Raw genomic sequence first — 19443 nt, forward strand, 5'->3', positions numbered from 1 at the left:
GGGGGGACGCCCCCCCACGCCCCCCGTGCGGCCCGTTCCGCTCCGCTGCAGGGGCCGGGTCGGCGTTCCGCCGACCCGGCCGGAGGAATGACCAGGCGTGTTCGGCCCCGTCGGAGGTGCGATTGTGACTCAGGAAATTTCCACGGAGCTGTCTCCGGCGGAGCGGCATCGGTTGCTCGTCGAGTGGAACGACACCGAGTGCACGGTGCCGCAGGCGACGCTGCCCGCGATGTTCGAGGCGCGGGTCCGCCAGGCCCCGGACGCGGTGGCGCTGGTCTTCGGCGAGGTCGAGCTGACCTACGCCGAGGTCAACGCGCGGGCCAACCGCCTCGCGCACGCCCTGATCGAGCGCGGCGTCGGCCCCGAGCGGGTCGTGGCGCTGGCGCTGCCCCGCTCGACGGACATGATCGTCGCCGAGCTGGCCGTCTTCAAGGCGGGCGGCGCCTACCTCCCGCTCGACGCGGACTACCCGGCCGAGCGCCTGGCCTTCATGCTGGCCGACGCGAGCCCGGTCTGCCTGGTCACCACCGCCGCGCTGGCCGGGGCGGTGCCGGACGCCGCCGCCACCGCGCGCCTGCTGCTCGACGATCCGGACGTCGCCGCCGAGCTGGCCGCGCACTCCGCCGCCGACCCCGGGGTCGCGCTGGAGACGCGCAACACCGCCTACGTGATCTACACCTCCGGCTCCACGGGACGTCCCAAGGGCGTCGTCGTCACCCACTCCGGCGTCGCCAAGCTGGTCGCCACCCAGAGCGAGCGGCTCGGCGTCGGCCCGCACAGCCGGGTCCTGCAGTTCGCCTCGCCCAGCTTCGACGTCGCCTTCTGGGACCTGTGCCTCGGCCTGCTCTCGGGCGGGCGGCTGGTGATCGTCCCGTCCGACCGGCGGGTCCCCGGGCCCGAGCTGTCGGAGTACGCCCACGCCCACGGCGTCAACTTCATGATCCTTCCCCCGGCGCTGCTGGCCACGATGCCGGAGGACTGCACGCTCCCGGAGGGCGCCACGCTGCTGGCCGGCACCGAGCGGGTCTCGGCCGAGCTGGTCGCCCGCTGGTCGCCGGGGCGCAACATGTTCAACGCCTACGGGCCGACCGAGGCCACGGTCAACTCGACGCTGGGCGCCTGCCCGGACGACCCGCCGCCCGGATCGACGATCCCGATCGGCGGCCCCGACCCCGGAACCCGCGCCTATGTGCTGGACGACGCGCTGCGGCCCGTCCCCGTGGGCGTGGAGGGGGAGCTGTACCTCGGCGGGCTCGGCCTGGCGCGCGGCTACCTCGGCCGTCCCGGCCTGACGGCCGAGCGGTTCGTGGCCGACCCGTTCGGCGACCCGGGCGAGCGGCTCTACCGCACCGGCGACGTGGTGCGCCGCCTTCCCGACGGCCGGCTGGAGTTCGTCGGCCGCGCCGACGGCCAGGTGAAGATCCGCGGCTTCCGGGTCGAGCCGGGCGAGATCGAGGCCGCGCTCGGCGGGCACCCCTCGGTCGCGCAGACCGCCGTGACCGTCCGCGAGGACCGGCCCGGCGACCGGCGGCTGGTCGCCTATGTCGTCCCCGCCACCGGCTCGGCCGCCGAGCGCGACGAGGAGCGCGAGCGCGACCAGGTCGACGACTGGAAGAAGCTGCACGAACTCCTCTACGGCGCCGTGAGCGCGGGCGACGGCGGCCTGGTCGAGAGCTTCGCGGGCTGGAACAGCACCTACGACGGCCGTCCGATCCCGCTGGAGGAGATGCGGGAGTGGCGGGCCGCGACGGTCGAGCGGATCCTGTCCCTGCGGCCGCGCCGCGTGCTGGAGATCGGTGTGGGCAGCGGCCTGATCCTGGCCAAGGTCGCCCCGGACTGCGAGTCCTACTGGGGCACCGACCTGTCGGAGGAGGCGATCGAGGGCCTGCGCCAGAAGGTGGACGGCATCCCCGAGCTGGCCGGCAAGGTGGAGTTGTCGGCCCAGCCCGCGCACGACGCCAGTGGCCTGCCGCGCGGGCACTTCGACACGATCGTCATCAACTCGGTGGCGCAGTACTTTCCCAGCGCCGACTACCTCGTCCAGGTGCTGCGCCAGGCGGTGGAGCTGCTGGCCCCGGGCGGCCGCGTGTTCGTCGGCGACGTGCGCAACCGGCGGCTGCTGCGCTGCCTGCGGGCGGCCGTCGAGGTGGGCCGCCACGACGGCGACCTCGACGACGCCGCGCGCACGGGCCTGCGCGGCACGGTCGACCAGGCGGTGCGCTGGGAGGGCGAGCTGCTTCTCGACCCCGACTTCTTCACCGCCCTGGCGCACGGCCTCGACGACCTGCACGGCGTCGACGTGCGCGTGAAGCGCGCCGTCCACCACAACGAGCTGAGCCGGCACCGCTACGACGTCGTCCTGCACACCGCGCCGGAGCACGCGCCCGACATCGAACGTCCCGACGAGCTGCCCTGGGCCGATCTGGCCGCCCTGCGGCACCGGCTGGCCGACCGGCCCCGCGCGCTGCGGGTCACCGGCATCCCCAACGCCCGCCTCACCCGAGACCTGGACGCGCTGCGGACCCTGTGGCCCGCCGAACGCCCCGCCGAGGACATCGATCCCGAGACCCTCTGGGCACTCGGCGAGGAGCTCGGCTACACGGTGGACGTGACCTGGTCGTCGGAGGGGGACGACGGCGACCTCGACGTCGTGTTCGCCGAGCCCGGCGTGGACTGCGGCGAGATCTACCGCCCGGCCGGCGACCCGTCGGCCCCGCCCGCGACGTACGGCAACACGCCGTCGGGCTTCCGGGACGTCGGCGCGCTGATCCACTCCCTGCGCGCGCACCTGCGCTCGAAGCTGCCCGCCCACATGGTGCCCGCCGCGTTCGTCCCGCTGGCCGAGCTTCCGGTGCTGCCCAGCGGCAAGCTCGACCGCGAGGCCCTGCCCGCCCCCGACTACACCGCGCTCGCCTCCGCCCGCCGAACCCCGTCCGACGACGCGCCGCGGATCAAGGACGAGGACCGCCTGGCCCGCGAGGAGATCCTGCGCGGGGTGTACGCCGAGGTCCTGGGCCTGCCCGACGTCGGTGTCGACGACGACTTCATCGAGCTGGGCGGCGACAGCATCCTGGCGATCCAGGTGCTCATCCGGGCCCGCGCCGCCGGTCTCGGCCTGTCGGCCAGCGACGTCTTCCAGCGGCGCACCGTCACCGCGCTCGCGCTGGTCGCGACGGTCGAGGGGCGCCGGGGCGCCCGGGAGGACGCCGAGCCGCTGGTGCGGGTCGCGCCGGAGGACGCCGAGCGGCTCGCGGTCCTGGCGGGCGAGGTCGAGGAGGTCCTGCCGCTCACCCCGTTGCAGGAGGGCTTCTTCTTCCACACCCTTGTGGACGAGCCCACCGGCAACGTCTACACCGTCCAGCACGTCATCGAGCTGCGCGGAGCCGTGGACGGGACGGCGCTGCGCCGCGCGGCGCAGGCCCTGCTCGACCGGCACGCCCCGCTCCGGGCCGGGTTCGCCCGGCTGGGCGACGGCCAGGTGGTCCAGTTCATCCCGGCCGGGGCGGCCACCGTGCCCTGGCGGGAGATCGACCTGGGCGACCTCGACGCGACCGGGCAGGCCGAGCGCCTGGCGGCCGTGGCGGCCGAGGAGCTGGCCCAGGGCTTCGACCTGGAACGCCCGCCGCTTTTGCGCGGGACCCTCGTCCGGCACGACGACGAGCACCACTCGCTGGTGCTGATGTTCCACCACATCGTCGCCGACGGCTGGTCGGTGCAGATCATGTTCCGCGAGCTGCTCGACCTCTACGAGGCGCCCGGCTCGGACGCCGAGCGTCCCAGCCTGCCCGAGGTGACCCCCTATCGCGACTACCTGGCCTGGCTGGGGGCGCGCGACCGGGTGGCGGCCCTGGCGGCCTGGCGGACCGCGTTCGACGACCTGGAGGGGCCGACCCGGCTGGCCGAGGCCGTCCCGAGCACGGCCACCGGGAAGCGCCGCCGCGGCGACCACCGCTTCGAGCTGTCCGAGCGGGCCACCGCTGCGCTGATCGCGTGCGGCCGCCGCCACGGGCAGACGCTCGGCACCCTCGTCCAGGGCGCCTGGGGCTTCCTGCTGGGCCGGATGACCGGACGCTCCGACGTGGTGTTCGGCACGGCCGTCTCCGGACGCGTGGCCAACGTGCCCGGCATCGACGCGATGGTCGGCATGTTCGTCAACACGCTGCCGGTCCGGATGCGCTGGCGTCCCGGCCAGTCGCTGGCCGAGGCGCTGACCGGCCTGCAGGCCGACCAGTCCGCGCTGCTGGACCACCAGTACCTCGGGCTCGCCCGGGTCCAGCGCGTGGCCGGGATGAGCGACCTGTTCGACACCGTGATCGTCCTGGAGAACTTCCCCGGCGACCACGGCCTGCGCGACCCCGCCGGCACGATCGAGATCGCGGGCTTCGACTTCACCAACGTCGAGCAGTACCCGCTCGCGCTGATCGTCCTGCCCGGCCGCAGGCTGTCGCTACGGATCGACCACGACGCCGACCGCCTCGACACCGCCACCGTCGAGCGGATCGCCGCGCGCCTGACCGAGATCTTCGAGGCGATGGCGTCCGACCCCGATCGTCCCGTCGCGCGGATCGAGCCCCCCACCGCCAGCGAACGCGAGCACGCCGCACTAACCGGCGCCCCCCTGGACGCCATCGCGCCGACCCTCGACGCCGCGATCGCCGCCCAGGCCTCCATGACTCCGGACGCGCCCGCCGTGCTCGGCGACGCGGTCGGCCGAAGCGTGCGCGCCGATGGCGTGGCGCAGGGCGCCGCGTCCCCGCACGCGGCCGCCGTTTCTGGCGATGGCGGATTGACCTATGCCGAACTGGACCGCCGGGCGCGGGCCGTGGCCCACCGTCTGCGTGCCGAGGGGACCCGGCCCGGTGACGTCGTCGCGGTCGCGCTGCCTCGATCGGGCGACCTGGTGGTCGCCCTGCTGGGCGTGCTGAAGGCGGGTGCCGCCTACCTTCCGCTTGATGTGGATCTCCCGGCCGACCGGCTGGCGTACATGCTTGACGACTCGGGCACCCGGACCGTCGTGACCACCCGGGACGCCGCCGTGCGGCTTCCCGAGGCCGACGGCGTGACCCGCACCTTCCTCGAAGACCTTGGCGACGATGCCCCGTTCGTCGCGGCGGGGCACGGGCCGGACCACCCCGCGTACCTCATCTACACCTCGGGCTCGACGGGCCTGCCCAAGGGCGTCGTGGTCCCGCACCGCGCGATCACCGGTCAGCTCACGTGGCTGCGGGAGCGATTCCCGCTCACCGGGGACGACCGCGTCCTGCAGCAGCTCTCGGCCAGCTTCGACGCCTCGCTGATGGAGCTGTTCTGGCCGCTGACCACCGGGGCGGGCGTCGTCCTGGCCCGGCCGGGCGGGCAGCGTGACCCCGCCTACCTGGCGGGCCTGGTCCGCGAGCACGGCGTCACCACGATGGCGATGGTGTCGACGATGCTGGCGGCGTTCCTCCAGTCCGCGCTGGACACCGGCACGCTGGACGGCCTTCGGGGGCTGCGCCGGGTCTTCAGCGGCGGCGAGGCGCTGACTGGCGAGTTCGCCGGGCGCTGGCGCGAGCTGACCGGCGTCCCGATCCACAACGTGTACGGCCCGACCGAGACGACCGTGCAGGTCAGCCACTGGGAGTACGACGGCTCGGCGGACGCCGCCGTGCCGATCGGGCGTCCGGTCGCGGGCACGCGGCTGTACGTGCTGGACGAGGCCCTGCGTCCCGTCCCCACGGGCGCGTCGGGCGAGCTCTACGTCGCGGGCGTCCAGCTCGCCCACGGCTACCACGGGCGGGCCCGCCTGTCCGCCGAGCGGTTCGTCGCCGACCTGTTCGGCGCACCCGGGGAGCGGATGTACCGCACCGGCGACCGCGTGCGGCGATCCGTCGGCGACCACCTGGTGTACCTCGGCCGGGTCGACCGGCAGGTCAAGGTGCGCGGCAACCGGATCGAGCTGGGCGAGATCGAGGCGCGCATCGGGGCGCGTCCGGGCGTCCGGCGCGCCGCGGTGGTCGACCGGCGGGAAGGTCCGGGCGGCGCCCGGCTGGCCGCCTACGTGGTGCCCGAGCCCGGCGTCCTGCTGGACCCCGAGACGCTGCGGGAGTCGCTGGCCGAGACGCTGCCCGCCGCGATGATCCCGTCCGACGTCCTCGTGCTGGACGAGCTTCCGCTCACCCCGGGCGGCAAGCTCGACCGCCGGGCGCTGCCCGCCCCGGAGGCGGAGCGCGCGGCCTCGCGCGAGCCCGCCACCGAGCGCGAGCGGCTGTTCTGCGAGATCTTCGCCGCCGTGCTGGAGACCGCCGAGGTCGGCGTGGACGACGACTTCTTCACGCTGGGCGGCGACAGCATCCTGTCGATCGTCGTCTCCGGGCGGGCGCACCGCGCGGGCCTGGCCATCGGGCCGCAGGAGGTCTTCGAGCACCGGACCCCGGCCGCCCTGGCGGCGGCCGCCGACGCGGTCGCGGCCCCGGCCGCCGACGGCGCGGCACCCCTGGTCGCCCTCACCGACCAGGAGCGGGCCGAGGTGGAGCGGGTGAGCCCGCTGCCGGTCGAGGAGGTCTGGCCGCTCTCCCCGCTCCAGGAGGGTCTGTTCTTCCACTCCACCTACGACACCGGCGCGCTGGACGTCTACACCGCCCAGGTCGCCTTCGACTTCAGCTATCGGGTGGACGCCGACCGGCTGCGCTCCGCGTGCGCCGCCGTGCTGGCCCGCCACACCGCGCTGCGTGCCGGGTTCACCGGCGACGGCCTGCGGCAGCCGGTGCAGTTCATCGGGACCGCCCCCGAGCCTCCGCTGGAGGAGTTCGACCTCTCGGAGCTGGACGCCGAGGGGCAGCGCGCGGCCATCGAGAGCATCCTGGCGGCCGACCGCAGGCGGCGGTTCGACCTGACCCGCCCGCCGCTGTTCCGGCTCCTGCTGCTGCGGCTCGGCGCGAACACCGACCAGCTCGTGATCACCCACCATCTGATCCTTTGGGACGGATGGTCGGCCTGGCTGTTCTTCGAGCAGCTCATCGCCCTGTACGAGCGCGAGGGCGACGCGTCCGGCCTGCCCGCGCCCGGCTCGTACCGCGACTACCTGGCCTGGCTGAACCTCCAGGACGCCGGACGCGCCACCGGCGCCTGGCGCGACGCGCTGGCGGGCCTGGAGGGCCCGACCCTGGTGGGCCCGGTCGACAAGGCCCTGGAGCCGGTCATCCCGGAACGCTGCCGCGGCGCCCTGTCGCCGGAGGTCAGCGCGCGGCTGTACGAGGCGGTGCGCCGCCACGGCCTGACGCTCAACACGGTGTTCAGCGCCGCCTGGGCGCTGGCGCTGTCCAACGCCACCGGACGCGACGACGTGGTCTTCGGCACCGCCGTGGCAGGACGACCGGGCGACGTTCCCCGGGTGGAGACCGTCATCGGGATGTTCCTCAACACGGTCCCCGTCCGGGTCGCCGTCGACCCGCGCGAGACCGTCCCGGACCTGCTGCGGCGCGTCCAGGGCGAGCGGGTCGCGCTCATGCCCCACGACTACCTGGGCCTGGGCGACATCCAGCAGGCGGCCGGGCACGCCCGCCTCTTCGACACCCTCTACGTGCTGCAGAACCTCGGCGACGAGGACGACATGGCCGAGCTGCAGAACCGGCACGGCATCGTGGAGGCCGAGGGCCTGGACGCCACGCACTACCCGATCACGTTCGTCGTGACCCCGGGGTCGCCGGTGCGGATGAAGCTCGACCACCGTCCCGACGTGATCGGCCGCGAGCTGGCCGAGACGCTGCTGCGCCGCTTCACCACCCTGGTCGAGCGGCTGGTCGACGGTCTCGACGGCACGGGAGCGCCGTCCGTGGGCGGGATCGACCCGCTGGAGGCCGAGGAGTGGCGGGCCCTGTCGGCCGGCTGGGACGCCACCAGCCGTCCGGTGCCCAACGAGACCGTCTCGGAGATGCTCGCGGCGCAGGCCGCGCGCACCCCGCACGAGGTCGCCGTGGTCGCGAAGGAGGAGACCCTCACCTACGCGGAGCTGGACGCCCGCGTCAACCGGCTGGCCCGCCTGCTGCTGGCGCACGGCGCCGGGCCCGAGCGGGTCGTGGCGCTGGCGCTGCCCCGCTCGGCCGACATGGTCGCCGCGCTGTTCGCGGTGCTGCGCACCGGCGCGGCCTACCTGCCGATGGAGCTGGACCACCCGGCCGAGCGGCTGGCGCACATGCTCGCCGACGCCGGGCCCGCCTGCGTCCTGACGACGCGGGCCGTCGCCGCCTCGGCACTTCCCGACGGCTCCGACCATCTCGTGCTGGACGCCCCCGACACCGCCGCGACGCTCGCGTCGCTGTCCGGCGACCCGATCGCCGACGCCGAGGTGCCGGGCTTCGAGCGCACCCGCCCGGACCGGCTGGAGCACCCGGCCTACATCATCTACACCTCCGGTTCCACGGGCCGCCCGAAGGGCGTCGTCACGCCCTACCGGGGCCTGACCAACATGCAGCTGAACCACCGCGAGGCGATCTTCGACCCCGCCATCGCGTCCGTCGCCGGACGGGCGGACGGGGCGCGGCTGCGGATCGCGCACACGGTCTCGTTCGCCTTCGACATGTCGTGGGAGGAGCTCCTCTGGCTGGTCGAGGGCCACGAGGTGCACGTCTGCGACGAGGAGCTGCGCCGCGACGCCGAGGCGCTGGTGGAGTACTGCGACCGCAACCGGGTGGACGTCGTCAACGTCACGCCGACCTACGCGCACCACCTGATCGAGGAGGGGCTGCTCGACCACGACCCGGACGCCGGACGGCACCGTCCCGCGCTGGTCCTGCTGGGCGGCGAGGCGGTCACCGAGACGGTCTGGACCCGGCTCGCCGAGACCGAGGGCACCTTCGGCTACAACCTGTACGGCCCGACCGAGTACACGATCAACACGCTCGGCGGCGGCACCCGCGACAGCGCCTCCCCGACCGTGGGCCGTCCGATCTGGAACACCCGCGCCCATGTGCTGGACGCCGCGCTGCGCCCGGTGCCCGACGGCGCCCCCGGCGAGCTCTACATCGCGGGCATCGGCCTGGCCCGCGGCTACCACCGGCGCGCCGGGCTGACCGCCGAGCGGTTCGTGGCCGACCCGTTCGGCGCCCCGGGCGAGCGGATGTACCGCACCGGCGACCTGGTCCGCCGCCGTCCCGACGGCAACCTGGACTTCCTCGGCCGCGCCGACGACCAGGTGAAGATCCGCGGCTACCGGGTGGAGCCCGCCGAGATCCAGGCCGTGCTCGACGAGCACCCCGACGTCGAGCACTCCGCCGTCGTCGCCGACGCGTCCGGGCCCGGCGGCGTCAAGCGCCTGGTCGGCTATGTCGTCCCGGCGGGCGGCCCGGTGGAGTCCGACCCCTTCACGGCCGCGCTGCGCGCACATCTGAAGGCGCAGTTGCCGGACTACATGGTTCCGGCGGTGCTGATGGTGGTGGACCGGCTGCCGCTGACCGTCAACGGCAAGCTCGACGTCAAGGCGCTGCCCGCGCCCGCCGTCACGGCCGCCGCGCGGAGCCGTGCGCCCCGGACGCCGGCCGAGGAGGTCCTGTGCGGCCTGTTCGCCGAGCTGCTCGGGCTGGACCGCGCGGGCATCGACGACGACTTCTTCGACCTGGGCGGCCACTCGCTGCTGGCCACCCGGCTGATCGGCCGCGCCCGCACCGCGCTCGGCGCCGAGCTGGCGATCCGCGACCTGTTCGAGGCGCCGACGGTGGCCGAGCTGGCCGAGCGCGCCGCCGCCTCGACCGCCGCCGCGCGTCCCGCGCTGGTGGCGGCCGAGCGGCCGCAGGAGCCGCCGCTGTCGTTCGCGCAGCGGCGGCTGTGGATGATCGAGCAGCTGGCGCCGTCGTCGGCCTACAACTTCCCGCTGGTCATGCGGTTGCGCGGCGCGCTGGACGTGACCGCGCTCGGCCTGGCCCTGGGCGATGTGATGGAGCGCCACGAGGCGCTGCGCACGCTCGTCGGCGAGGTCGAGGGACGCCCGTTCCAGCGGGTCGTGGAGCCCCGGGTCGACGTCGAGGTCGTGGAGTCGTCGGAGGCGGGCCTCGGCGCCGTCCTGGCGACGGTGATCGGCCGCCCGTTCGACCTGGCCGCCGAGGTGCCGCTGCGCGCGGCCGTCGTCCGGCTGGGCGCCGACGAGCATGTCGTCGTGCTGCTGCTGCACCACATCGCCACCGACGAGTGGTCGGACGGCCCGTTCCTGCGCGACCTGTCCACCGCCTACGCCGAACGGCTCACCGGGAACGCTCCCGACTGGGACCCCTTGCCGGTGCAGTACGTGGACTACGCGCTCTGGCAGCGGGACCTACTCGGCGACCGGTCCGAGCCCGGCAGCCTGGCCGCGCGCCAGCTCGCCTACTGGCGGCGGACCCTGGCGGGCGCGCCCGAGCGCCTCGACCTGCCCACCGACCGGCCGCACCCCGCCCGGCCGAGCATGGCGGGCGGCGAGCTGACCGTCGAGCTGGACCCGGCCGACTGCGCGGCGCTGCGCCGCATCACCCAGAGCAGCGGCGCGAGCATGTTCATGGTGTGCCACGCCGCGGTCGCCGCGCTGCTGCACCGCCTCGGCGCCGGCGACGACCTCCCGCTCGGCGCGCCGATCTCCGGCCGCACCGACGGCGCGCTGGACGACCTGGTCGGGTTCTTCGTCAACACGCTGGTGCTGCGCACCGACGTGTCGGGCGACCCGACGTTCGCCGAGCTGGTCGCGCGGGTCCGCGAGACCGACCTGGCCGCCTTCTCCCACCAGGACGTCCCGTTCGAGGCCGTCGTGGAGGAGGTGAACCCCGTCCGCTCGCCCGCCAGGAACCCGCTGTTCCAGGTCATGGTCGGCTACCGCAACCGCTCCGGCGACGGCTTCGGCCTGGCGGGCCTGGAGACGCTGCCGGAGCCGGTCGAGGCCCGCACCGCCAAGTTCGACCTGGTGTTCAGCTTCGCCGAGGACACCGCCACGGGCCGGATCTCCTGCGTGCTGGAGTACAGCTCCGACCTGTTCGACCGGCCGACGGTCGCCGCGCTCGGCGCCCGCCTCACCCGCCTCATCGGTGCCGTGGCCGCCGACCCGCAGCGGCGCGTCGGCGAGATCGACGTGCTCACCGGCGACGAGCGCGCGCTGGTGCTCTCCGGCTTCAACCGCACCGACCGGGACGTCCCCGACGACACCTTCCCCGGGCTGTTCCGGCGCCGGGTGGCCGAGCAGCCGGACGCCGTCGCGCTCGTGGACGGCCCGCGCACCCTCACCTACGCCGAGCTGGACGCCCTGTCGGACCGCATGGCGCGGCTGCTGGCGTCCTACGGCACGGGCCCCGAGAGCGTGGTCGGCGTCGCCGTGCCGCGCTCGGCGGAGATGGTCGCGGTGATGCTCGGCGCCACCAAGCTCGGCGCCGCGTTCCTGCCGCTCGACCTGGCCCACCCGGCCGACCGCCTGGCCTACATGCTCGCGGACTCCGCGGCCACGGCGGTCGTCGTCACCGAGCAGGTCGCGGGCAAGGTGCCCGAGGTCGACGGCGTCCGGCTGGTGGTGCTCGACGCCCCGGGCGTCGCCGCCGAATTCGCCGCGACCGAGCCGGGCGGGGCGTTCCCGCCCGTCGCCCTCGACCAGGCCGCGTACGTCATCTACACCTCCGGGTCGACCGGACGTCCCAAGGGCGTCGTCGTCCCGCACGAGGGGATCGCCAGCCTGGTCGCCACGGCCGTCGACCGGATGGGGCTGCGGCCCGACAGCCACGTCCTGCAGTTCGCCTCCATCGGGTTCGATGTGACGATCTTCGAACTGTCGATGGCGCTGTGCCACGGCGGACGGCTGGTGCTCGTCCCCGACGAGGCCCGCGTGCCCGGCCCCGAGCTGACCGGCTTCATGAGCGAGCAGGGCATCACGCACGCGATCCTGCCGCCGTCGCTGGTCGCCGCGCTGCCCGCCGACTGCGTCCTGCCCGAGGGCGCGACCGTGCTGGTCGGCACCGAGACCGTCGCTCCCGACGTCATCGCCCGCTGGGCCGGGCACCTGCGGCTCCTGGCGGCCTACGGGCTGACCGAGGCCACGGTGAACTCGACCCTGTGGCCCGCCGAGCAGGGCTGGACGGGCGCCGTGCCCATCGGCGCCCCCGACCCCAACACCCGGGTGTTCGTCCTCGACGAGCGGCTCCGTCCGGTGCCGCCCGGCGTCGCGGGCGAGCTGTACGTCACCGGGCGCGGCCTCGCGCGCGGCTATCTCGGACGTCCCGACCTGACGGCGGAACGATTCGTGGCGTCCCCGTTCGGGCCGTCCGGCACCCGTATGTACCGCACAGGCGACCGCGCCCGCTGGCGCGCCGACGGGAACCTGGACTTCCTGGGCCGCGCCGACGACCAGATCAAGGTCCGCGGCTTCCGGATCGAGCCCGGCGAGATCGCCGGGGCGATGACCCGGCACCCCGGCGTCCGGCAGGCCGCCGTGGTCGCCGACCGGACCGGCCAGGACGCCAGGCTGGTCGGCTACGCGGTGCGCGAGCCCGGCGAGCTCGACCCCGCCGAGGTGCGCGCCCATGTGGCCACCCTGCTGCCGGACTTCATGGTCCCGGCCGCGGTGGTGGTGCTCGACGGCCCGCTGCCGCTCACCCCCAACGGCAAGCTCGACCGCCGGGCGCTGCCCGCCCCCGACTGGGCCGCCATGACCGGCTCCGCCCGTCCGGTCACCCCGCGCCAGCGGACGCTGGCCGCCCTGTTCGCCGAGGTCCTCGACCTGCCTGAGGTGGGGCTGCACGACAACTTCTTCCAGCTCGGCGGGCACTCCATGTCGGCGATGCGGCTGCTGGGCCGCGTCCGCACGGTGCTGGAGACCGGCCTCACGCTCCGCGAGGTCTTCGACGCCCCCACGGTCGCGACCCTGGCCGAACGCCTGGACGGGGCGGGCACGGCCGCGTCCCGTCCGCCGCTGGCGCCCGCCGCCGACCGGCCCGCTTCGCTCCCGCTGGCGCCTCCCCAGGAATGGCACTGGGCCCGCTACCAGCGGGGCACCGGCCGGACGCCCACCATGGCGTTCGCGCTGCGGTCGGACGACCTGAACCCGGCGGCCGCCGCCATCGCGCTCGCCGACGTCGCCGAACGCCACGAGCCGCTGCGCACCCGCCTCGGCGGCGGGCGGCAGGAGCCCGGCGAGCTCACGCTCGAGCACGTCCAGGTCGCCGATCTGGACGCGAGCCTGCGGGAACTGGCCCGCGAACCTGCTGACCTCACCGTCCACCCGCCCCTGCGGGCCCGCCTGCTCACCGACCCCGGCGGAGCCCGGGCGCTCCTGCTCACCCTGCACCCCATCGGGGTGGACGACTGGTCGGCCGTCCCGCTCAGCCGCGACTTCGCGACCGCCTACGCGGCCCGGCGCGACCGGCGGGAGCCCACGTGGGAGCCGCTCCCGGTCTCCTACGGCGACTACACGCAGTGGGCCCACCGGGTCCTCGACGGTGTCGAGGACGAGCAGCTGACCTACTGGCGCGGGGCCCTGGAGGGCCTGCCCCAGCGGATCGACCTGCCGCGCGACCGGTCCGAGCGCGGCCACGGCGACTTCGTGGAGTTCGCCCTGGACCCCGACCTGCACCGGGCGGTCGACGCCCTGGCCGCCCGCCCCGGGACCAGCATGTTCATGGTGCTCCAGGCCGCGCTGGCGACCCTGCTCACCCGCCACGGCGCGGGAACCGACCTCCCGATCGGCGCGCTGGTCGCGGGACGTGCCGACGAGCAACTGGGCGACCTGGTCGGCTCCTTCACCAACACCGTCCTGCTGCGCACCGACACCGCCGACGCCGGTTTCGCCGAGCTGCTCGCCCGCGTCCGCGACACCGACCTGGCCGCCTTCGACCACCAGGACGTCCCGTTCGCCCGCGTGGCCTCCGCCCTGGCCCTGCCCGACCCGCAGGTGATGCTGATCCACCACGAGCAGGCGGGCCTGGCCGAGCCCCCCGATCTCGACACCGCCTACGAGCTCGTCCCGACCGGGGCGCTCCACGCCGACCTGACCCTGAGCTTCTACGAGCCCCAGGGCCACGGGCCGGTCGACTGCATGATGGTCTTCGACACCGGCCTGTTCGACCGGGGCACCGTCCAGACCCTGGCCGACGAACTGCTCGACATCCTGAGGAGGAACGCCCGATGAGCACCAACCCGTTCGAGGACCCCGAAGGCCGCTTCCTGGTCCTGGTCAACGACGAGGGCCAGCACTCCCTCTGGCCGGTCTTCGCCGACGTCCCCGCCGGGTGGCACACGGCCTTCGGCGAGGACACCCGCGAAGCCTGCCTCGCCTACGTCGAGGAGAACTGGACCGACCTGCGCCCCCGCACCCTCATCCAGGCCATGGAGAACGACGCCCAGTGACAGAAGCGGCCCCGCATCCTGGGATGCGGGGCCGCTTGCCGGAATCTAGGCGCCGATCAGCACTTGTAGGACTCGATGTCGATGTCCTGGATGTCGGTCACCTTGTAGTACTTGGTCTTCTTGCCCTTGCGGTTGATGGTCTTGATCGGGCCGTTCTCCTGCCCGTCGGCGTTCCACTGCACCTTCATCACGCAGCCGCCCCCGACGGCGAACGCGTCAGTGTCCTTGTAGGCCGAGGTGTAGGAGTGCTCCCCGGGGTAGAGCTTCTGCTTCGGCGTGCCCTTGCACGGCTTCCCGGAGCTGGCACTGCCGCACCAGTCCCGGGCGACCCAGACCCGCTTCTTGGCCCGGTTCTGGATCTCGCTGCACCCCCACATGCTGCAGCCGCCCTTGGCCGCGTGCGTGGGACGAGCGTCCGGCGCCGCGCTCTGCGCGGCGGTCGCCGGAGCCGCCTGCGGAGCCGCCTGCGCCAGCGCCGGAGCGCCGAAGAACAGCGCGCCCGTGCCCGCCGCGGCGACGATGATCGACCTTGCCTTCATGATGTCCCCCTGTGTGGACTCGCACCCGTCCCGACCGTGTTCGGCCGGGTGCCACCGAACGTGCCACCCGGCTCCGAACGGCGACAAGGGCCCGGACGCCCGAGGGAGGCGATGGGACGCGGGAGGGGGCCTGACCAGCTGTCTCACCCCCCGAATGGGACGCCCACGGGACGCCCACCCGCCCGTTTCGGCGCTAGGAGACCGGACGTGGACGTACTCGTGGGGGACGCCAATGGGACGCCCCCGTCCGCCCGCTCCGGGGCTAGAAGACCGAGATGTGGACGTGGTCGTAGTGGTTGGCCGTCACGCCGCCTCGGTTGCTCATGGAGTCCCAGCCCGGGCTGCGCATGTCGTAGATGCGCTGGCGCCAGATGACGTACTTCACGCCGAGCTTGTCGGCGTTGGCGATGGCGTAGGCGGCGGCCCGGTCGCCGAGGGTCTGGGAGGTGCCGCTGGCCATGCGTCCCCCGGTGGTGACCATGAAGTCGCACGCCTTGCCGAGCGCGTGGTCTTGCGGGTCGCCGGTGGAGCGGACGCAGCCGATCATGGGGAAGGGCCCGAACTCCAGGTCGATCGTGTCGTAGACCTTCTTCATACGGGGCGTCACGCCGCCCATGCCGCTGCTGGGCGACTCGGGCTTGTACTTCTTGACCAGGGCGCGGATGCGGGCCTTCTGGCGGGCGAGGTCCTTGATGTTCTTCTCCAGGCCGTCGACCTTCTTCTGGGCCTCCAGGCGGGCCTTCTCCTGGTCGTTGACGAGCTTCTGGATCTGCTGGACCTTGCCGGCCTTGTTCTGCGCCACGTGGTTGGCGAGGGTCGCGTTGTTGAGCAGGAGCGACGGGTCGTCGGCGGACAGGACCGAGACGGTCGGGTCGGTGCCGCCGGTCATGTACTGGGTGGCCGCCATCTGGGCGACGATCTTGCGGGACGCCTCGAGGTCGCCCTTGAGGTCTTTGGCTCGGTCCAGGGCCTGCTTGGCGTCGTGCTGGGCGTCCTTGAGCTTGGCCAGGTCGCCGCCGTAGGCCTTGTCGAGCTTCTCGATCTGCTTGTTGAGCCGTGCGAAGCGTGAACTGTCGCCGGGGTCGGCCATGGCCGGTGGTGCGGCGGGACCCATCGCGAGCGGCAGGGCCCCGGTGAGGGCAACGAGAGCCACAATCGGGGAAAGCAGCCGCTTGCGTGCGCGGCGGGTGGAGTTGGGGGTCTCCACGTCCTCTCCTCTCCTCTATCGCCTACCGGGTTAGCTGACGGGTTCGGGCCGGAGTCAGCCCTATCACGACCCGCGGGTCATGAATTCACCCCTGCCGGCGGTGCCGGCGCTGGGTCCCCGGTTCCCGGGCGTGCGCCTCGGGACTCGGCAGGCCCGGCCAGCCTGCCCCGGGAACCGGGGCGAGTCACCGACCGAACGCCAAACGAACTGGAAGGAACCATCCTGTACCTGGCCAAGATTAAACCCCTGGGGCGGGTGGGACGGTTCGGAGTCCGTGAAGGCCCGGCTCCCCGTGGGAGCCGAGCCATCCTACGTGACCGGACTCACAGATTTCCCTTGTAGAGCAGCTTGTTGGGAGTTCCCGCCCGGAGTCGCCCGATGCGTCCCTTGGTGGAGTTGTTCCCGAGCCAGTTCTGCACCTCGACGAAGCCCGCGCGGCGGTGCCCGGCCAGGTACAGGGCGGCCACACCGCTCACGTGCGGGGCCGCCATGGACGTCCCGTCGGCGGCCGCCTTGCCGCCGCCGGGCCAGGTGGAGGTGATGCCGACCCCGGGTGCGTGGATGTCGACGCACTTGCCCCAGTTCGAGAACGAGGGGCGGTTGTCGTGCGAGGTGGTGGCGCCGACGGCCACGACCCAGCCCGCGCTGGCGGGGGACGTCCGGCAGGCGTCCTGGCCCTCGTTGCCCGCGGCGACGGAGACGAAGACGCCCGACTTGGAGAGGTTCGTCACGGCGGTGTTGAGCGCCGCCGACTTCGGCCCGCCCACCGACATGTTGGCGACGGCCGGCTTGGCCGCGTGGGTGCGCAGCCACTGGGCGGCGGCCACGAGGTTGGACATCGGGCCCGTGCCGTCCGGGCCGAGGACGCGCATGCCGCGCAGCTTGACGTTCTTGGCCACGCCGTAGGTCTTGGAGCCGATCGTCCCGGCGACGTGCGTGCCGTGGCCGTTCTCGTCCCAGGCGTTGCCGTGGAACTCGGGGGCGGCCCACACGTTGGACGCGCGCCCGCCGAACTGCGGGTGCTTGTAGGCGAGCCCGGTGTCGACGACGTAGACGTTCACGCCGGTGCCGGTGGAGCGGTAGGTGTAGGACTTCGACAGGCCCTTGCGCTGGTCGATGCGGTCCAGGCCCCAGGGGAGCGGCGCGCGCTGCGTGCCGGACGCCTTGATGAGCTGGTCCTGCTCGATCGCGGCCACGTTGCGGTCGCGGCGCAGCTTCTGCACCTGCGCGTCGCTGAGCTTGGCCGCGAAGCCGTTGAGGACGCCGTCGAACTGCTGGACGCCCGCCGCGCGGACGCCGCGCACCGCGGTTCCGGGCGAGGCGCCGTCCTTCATGGTGACGATGTAGCGGCCGGGCAGCGGGGTGCCGGTCGCCGCGGTGACGCGGACCAGCGGCGCCTCGGCCTCGGACGCGAGAAGGGGGAGGGTGGCCGCCGCGCCGACGCAGGTGGCGACGGCGCCGGTGATGAGCAGCCTTCGGGGAACGGCCCGCAAGAGGTCTCCTTGTCTCATGCGGGAGCGCGCCTCGCGCCCCGCGGGGAAGATCGAGGCGGAGCTTAACGGATTTCTCCGAGTGAAACGCCCCAAATCCGACGTTCTACCAGGTTACGGATCAGTTGCGGCTGAGCTTTCCCTGGTACCCGATGTCGCTTCCGGGCTTGTTCCACATGTACTGGAGCGTCCCGTCGGGCTGCCTGATCACCTGGACGTTCCCGTTCGTGCAGGGCTTGTTGACCGACAGCGACATGTCGAGCCGCTCCTTGGTGCCCTTGGTCATGGAGAGCTGGCCCTGGCAGCGGTTCTGCGGGTAGTGGGCGCGGGCGGTCTTCTTGCCCGCCTCGAACGTCACCTCGATCGGGAACGTGCCACCGTTGCCGGTGTTCACGGCCGTGCCGCGCCACGTCCCGCCGAAGTCCGCCGGGATCGTCTGGACCGGCTGGTTCCCCGCGTTGCCCGGCCCGGGACCCGGATCATCGTCGTCGTCCCCGAGCGGGCCCAGCACGAGCGCGATGATCGCGATGCCGACCACCACGCCGATGCCCAGCGACAGCGCCACACCGAGCATCTGCCGGCTCGACCGGAACCTGGACCGGACCGAGCCCGGCCCCGAGAGCCTGATGCCCGCCAGGCCGCCGCGCAGCCCCGACGCCCGGGACCGGATCGCGGGCACCGACAGGACGGCCGTGGAGTCGCGCTCGTCCTCGGGCTCGGTCACCCGCATCCCCGGGATGATGTGCGTCGGCCCGGTGACCTCCGCCGGACCGGACGGCCGCGCCGGGACGGGGGCGAAGCTCTGCGTCGCCTCGTCGGCCTCCTCCAGAAGCCGTCCGGCCTGGGGTTGCGCGGGCGGCGGCGGGGGAGGCGGCGAGATCGACGTCGGCGTCAGGACGGCCTGCGGCGGGGGCGGCAGGGACGGCGGCGCGTACAGCTCGTCCGGCGTGGGGGTCGGAGCGGGCGCGGGCTCCGGGGCGCGGCCGGGCGGGTCGGTGGTGAGCGCGCGGGCCTCGCGGAGCATGGGCTCGGGCGTCCGCGCGGCCAGGGGCCCGCCCTCGCCGACCAGGCGTTCCAGCAGCTCGCGTCCGGTGGGACGCAGCAGGGGGTCCTTGGACAGGGCCGCCTCGACGACCTCCCGCAGCGACTCGGGCAGCGCCGTCAGGTCGGGGTCGTCGTAGACGATGCGCTGCATCACTCCGGACGGCGAGTCGTCGCCGAACGGGGGCTTGCCGGTCGCCGCGAACAGCAGGGTCGTGGCCCAGGCGAAGACGTCGGCGGGCGCGCCGATGCCGACGCCGCTGAGCTGCTCGGGCGCCTGGTAGGCGGGATCGTCGGAGACGCGTCCCGCCGGAGCGGCGTTCACGGCCTCCAGGGCCCGCGCGATGCCGAAATCGCTCACCCGGGGGCCGTCCTTGCCCAGCAGGACGTTCGCGGGCTTGTAGGTGTGGTGGACGGCCCCGGCACGATGGATCGCCGCCAGGGCGATGCCGGTGCCGACGGCCAGGCGCTCGAGCACCATCGCGCCGCGCGGGCCCTCGTCGTCCACCAGCTGCTGAAGCGTGGGCCCGACGACCAGCTCGGTCACGACATAGGGCCGGTCACCGGTCACATCGGCGGACAGGATCGCGGCGGTGTGGAACCCGGAGACCTTGCGCGCGTCCGCGAGCGCCCCGGCGAACCGGGAGCGGGCGGCGGGCTCACCGCTCAGCCGCACGTGCAGGAGCTTGATCGCCACGTCCGCGCCGGACGGGTCGCGGCCGAGGAAGACCGAGCCCTGCTCGCCAACGCCGAGCCGGCCCGACACCTCATGGTCGCCGAGCCGTTGCGGATCACCGGGCTGCAGGGGCAGCGCCTCGGCCATCGAACGAACCTCCATGTATTC

The 19443-nt window shown here is 73.8% G+C and carries 6 protein-coding genes and 1 riboswitch; of the genes, 2 read left to right on the top strand and 4 right to left on the bottom strand.

Annotated elements, in window-relative coordinates:
- Positions 1–124: 124 nt before the first annotated feature.
- Positions 125–14104: an amino acid adenylation domain-containing protein gene (locus ACQPY4_RS02135; RefSeq protein ID WP_433331808.1), complete on the top strand. Its 13980-nt coding sequence runs from the start codon at positions 125–127 to the stop codon at positions 14102–14104.
- On the top strand, positions 14101–14322 hold the full coding sequence (locus ACQPY4_RS02140) for an MbtH family protein (protein ID WP_433331810.1): 222 nt from the start codon (positions 14101–14103) through the stop codon (positions 14320–14322). The genes ACQPY4_RS02135 and ACQPY4_RS02140 overlap by 4 nt, the downstream gene beginning before the upstream one ends.
- 56 nt (positions 14323–14378) lie before the next feature.
- Here the strand turns inward: ACQPY4_RS02140 and ACQPY4_RS02145 are convergent, their stop codons facing one another.
- The 4 genes from ACQPY4_RS02145 to ACQPY4_RS02160 form a co-directional block, all read right to left on the bottom strand.
- Positions 14379–14861 carry a hypothetical protein gene (locus ACQPY4_RS02145; protein ID WP_433331812.1) on the bottom strand — a complete coding sequence of 161 codons (483 nt, stop codon included), beginning with the start codon at positions 14859–14861 and terminating at the stop codon, positions 14379–14381.
- A 262-nt stretch (positions 14862–15123) separates the two neighbouring features.
- Positions 15124–16068, bottom strand: coding sequence for a coiled-coil domain-containing protein (locus ACQPY4_RS02150; protein WP_433331814.1), 945 nt, complete (start codon positions 16066–16068; stop codon positions 15124–15126).
- A gap of 3 nt (positions 16069–16071) precedes the next feature.
- Positions 16072–16228: riboswitch (cyclic di-AMP (ydaO/yuaA leader) on the bottom strand.
- Between the two features lie 163 nt (positions 16229–16391).
- Positions 16392–17561, bottom strand: a complete 1170-nt coding sequence (locus ACQPY4_RS02155) for a S8 family peptidase (RefSeq protein ID WP_433331816.1) — start codon at positions 17559–17561, stop codon at positions 16392–16394.
- Between the two features lie 118 nt (positions 17562–17679).
- Complete coding sequence (locus ACQPY4_RS02160) at positions 17680–19437, bottom strand: serine/threonine-protein kinase (RefSeq protein ID WP_433331818.1); 1758 nt, start codon at positions 19435–19437, stop codon at positions 17680–17682.
- Positions 19438–19443: the final 6 nt, after the last annotated feature.

Source organism: Spirillospora sp. CA-294931 (genome assembly GCF_050946795.1).
In the GTDB taxonomy this organism is placed as follows: domain Bacteria; phylum Actinomycetota; class Actinomycetes; order Streptosporangiales; family Streptosporangiaceae; genus Spirillospora.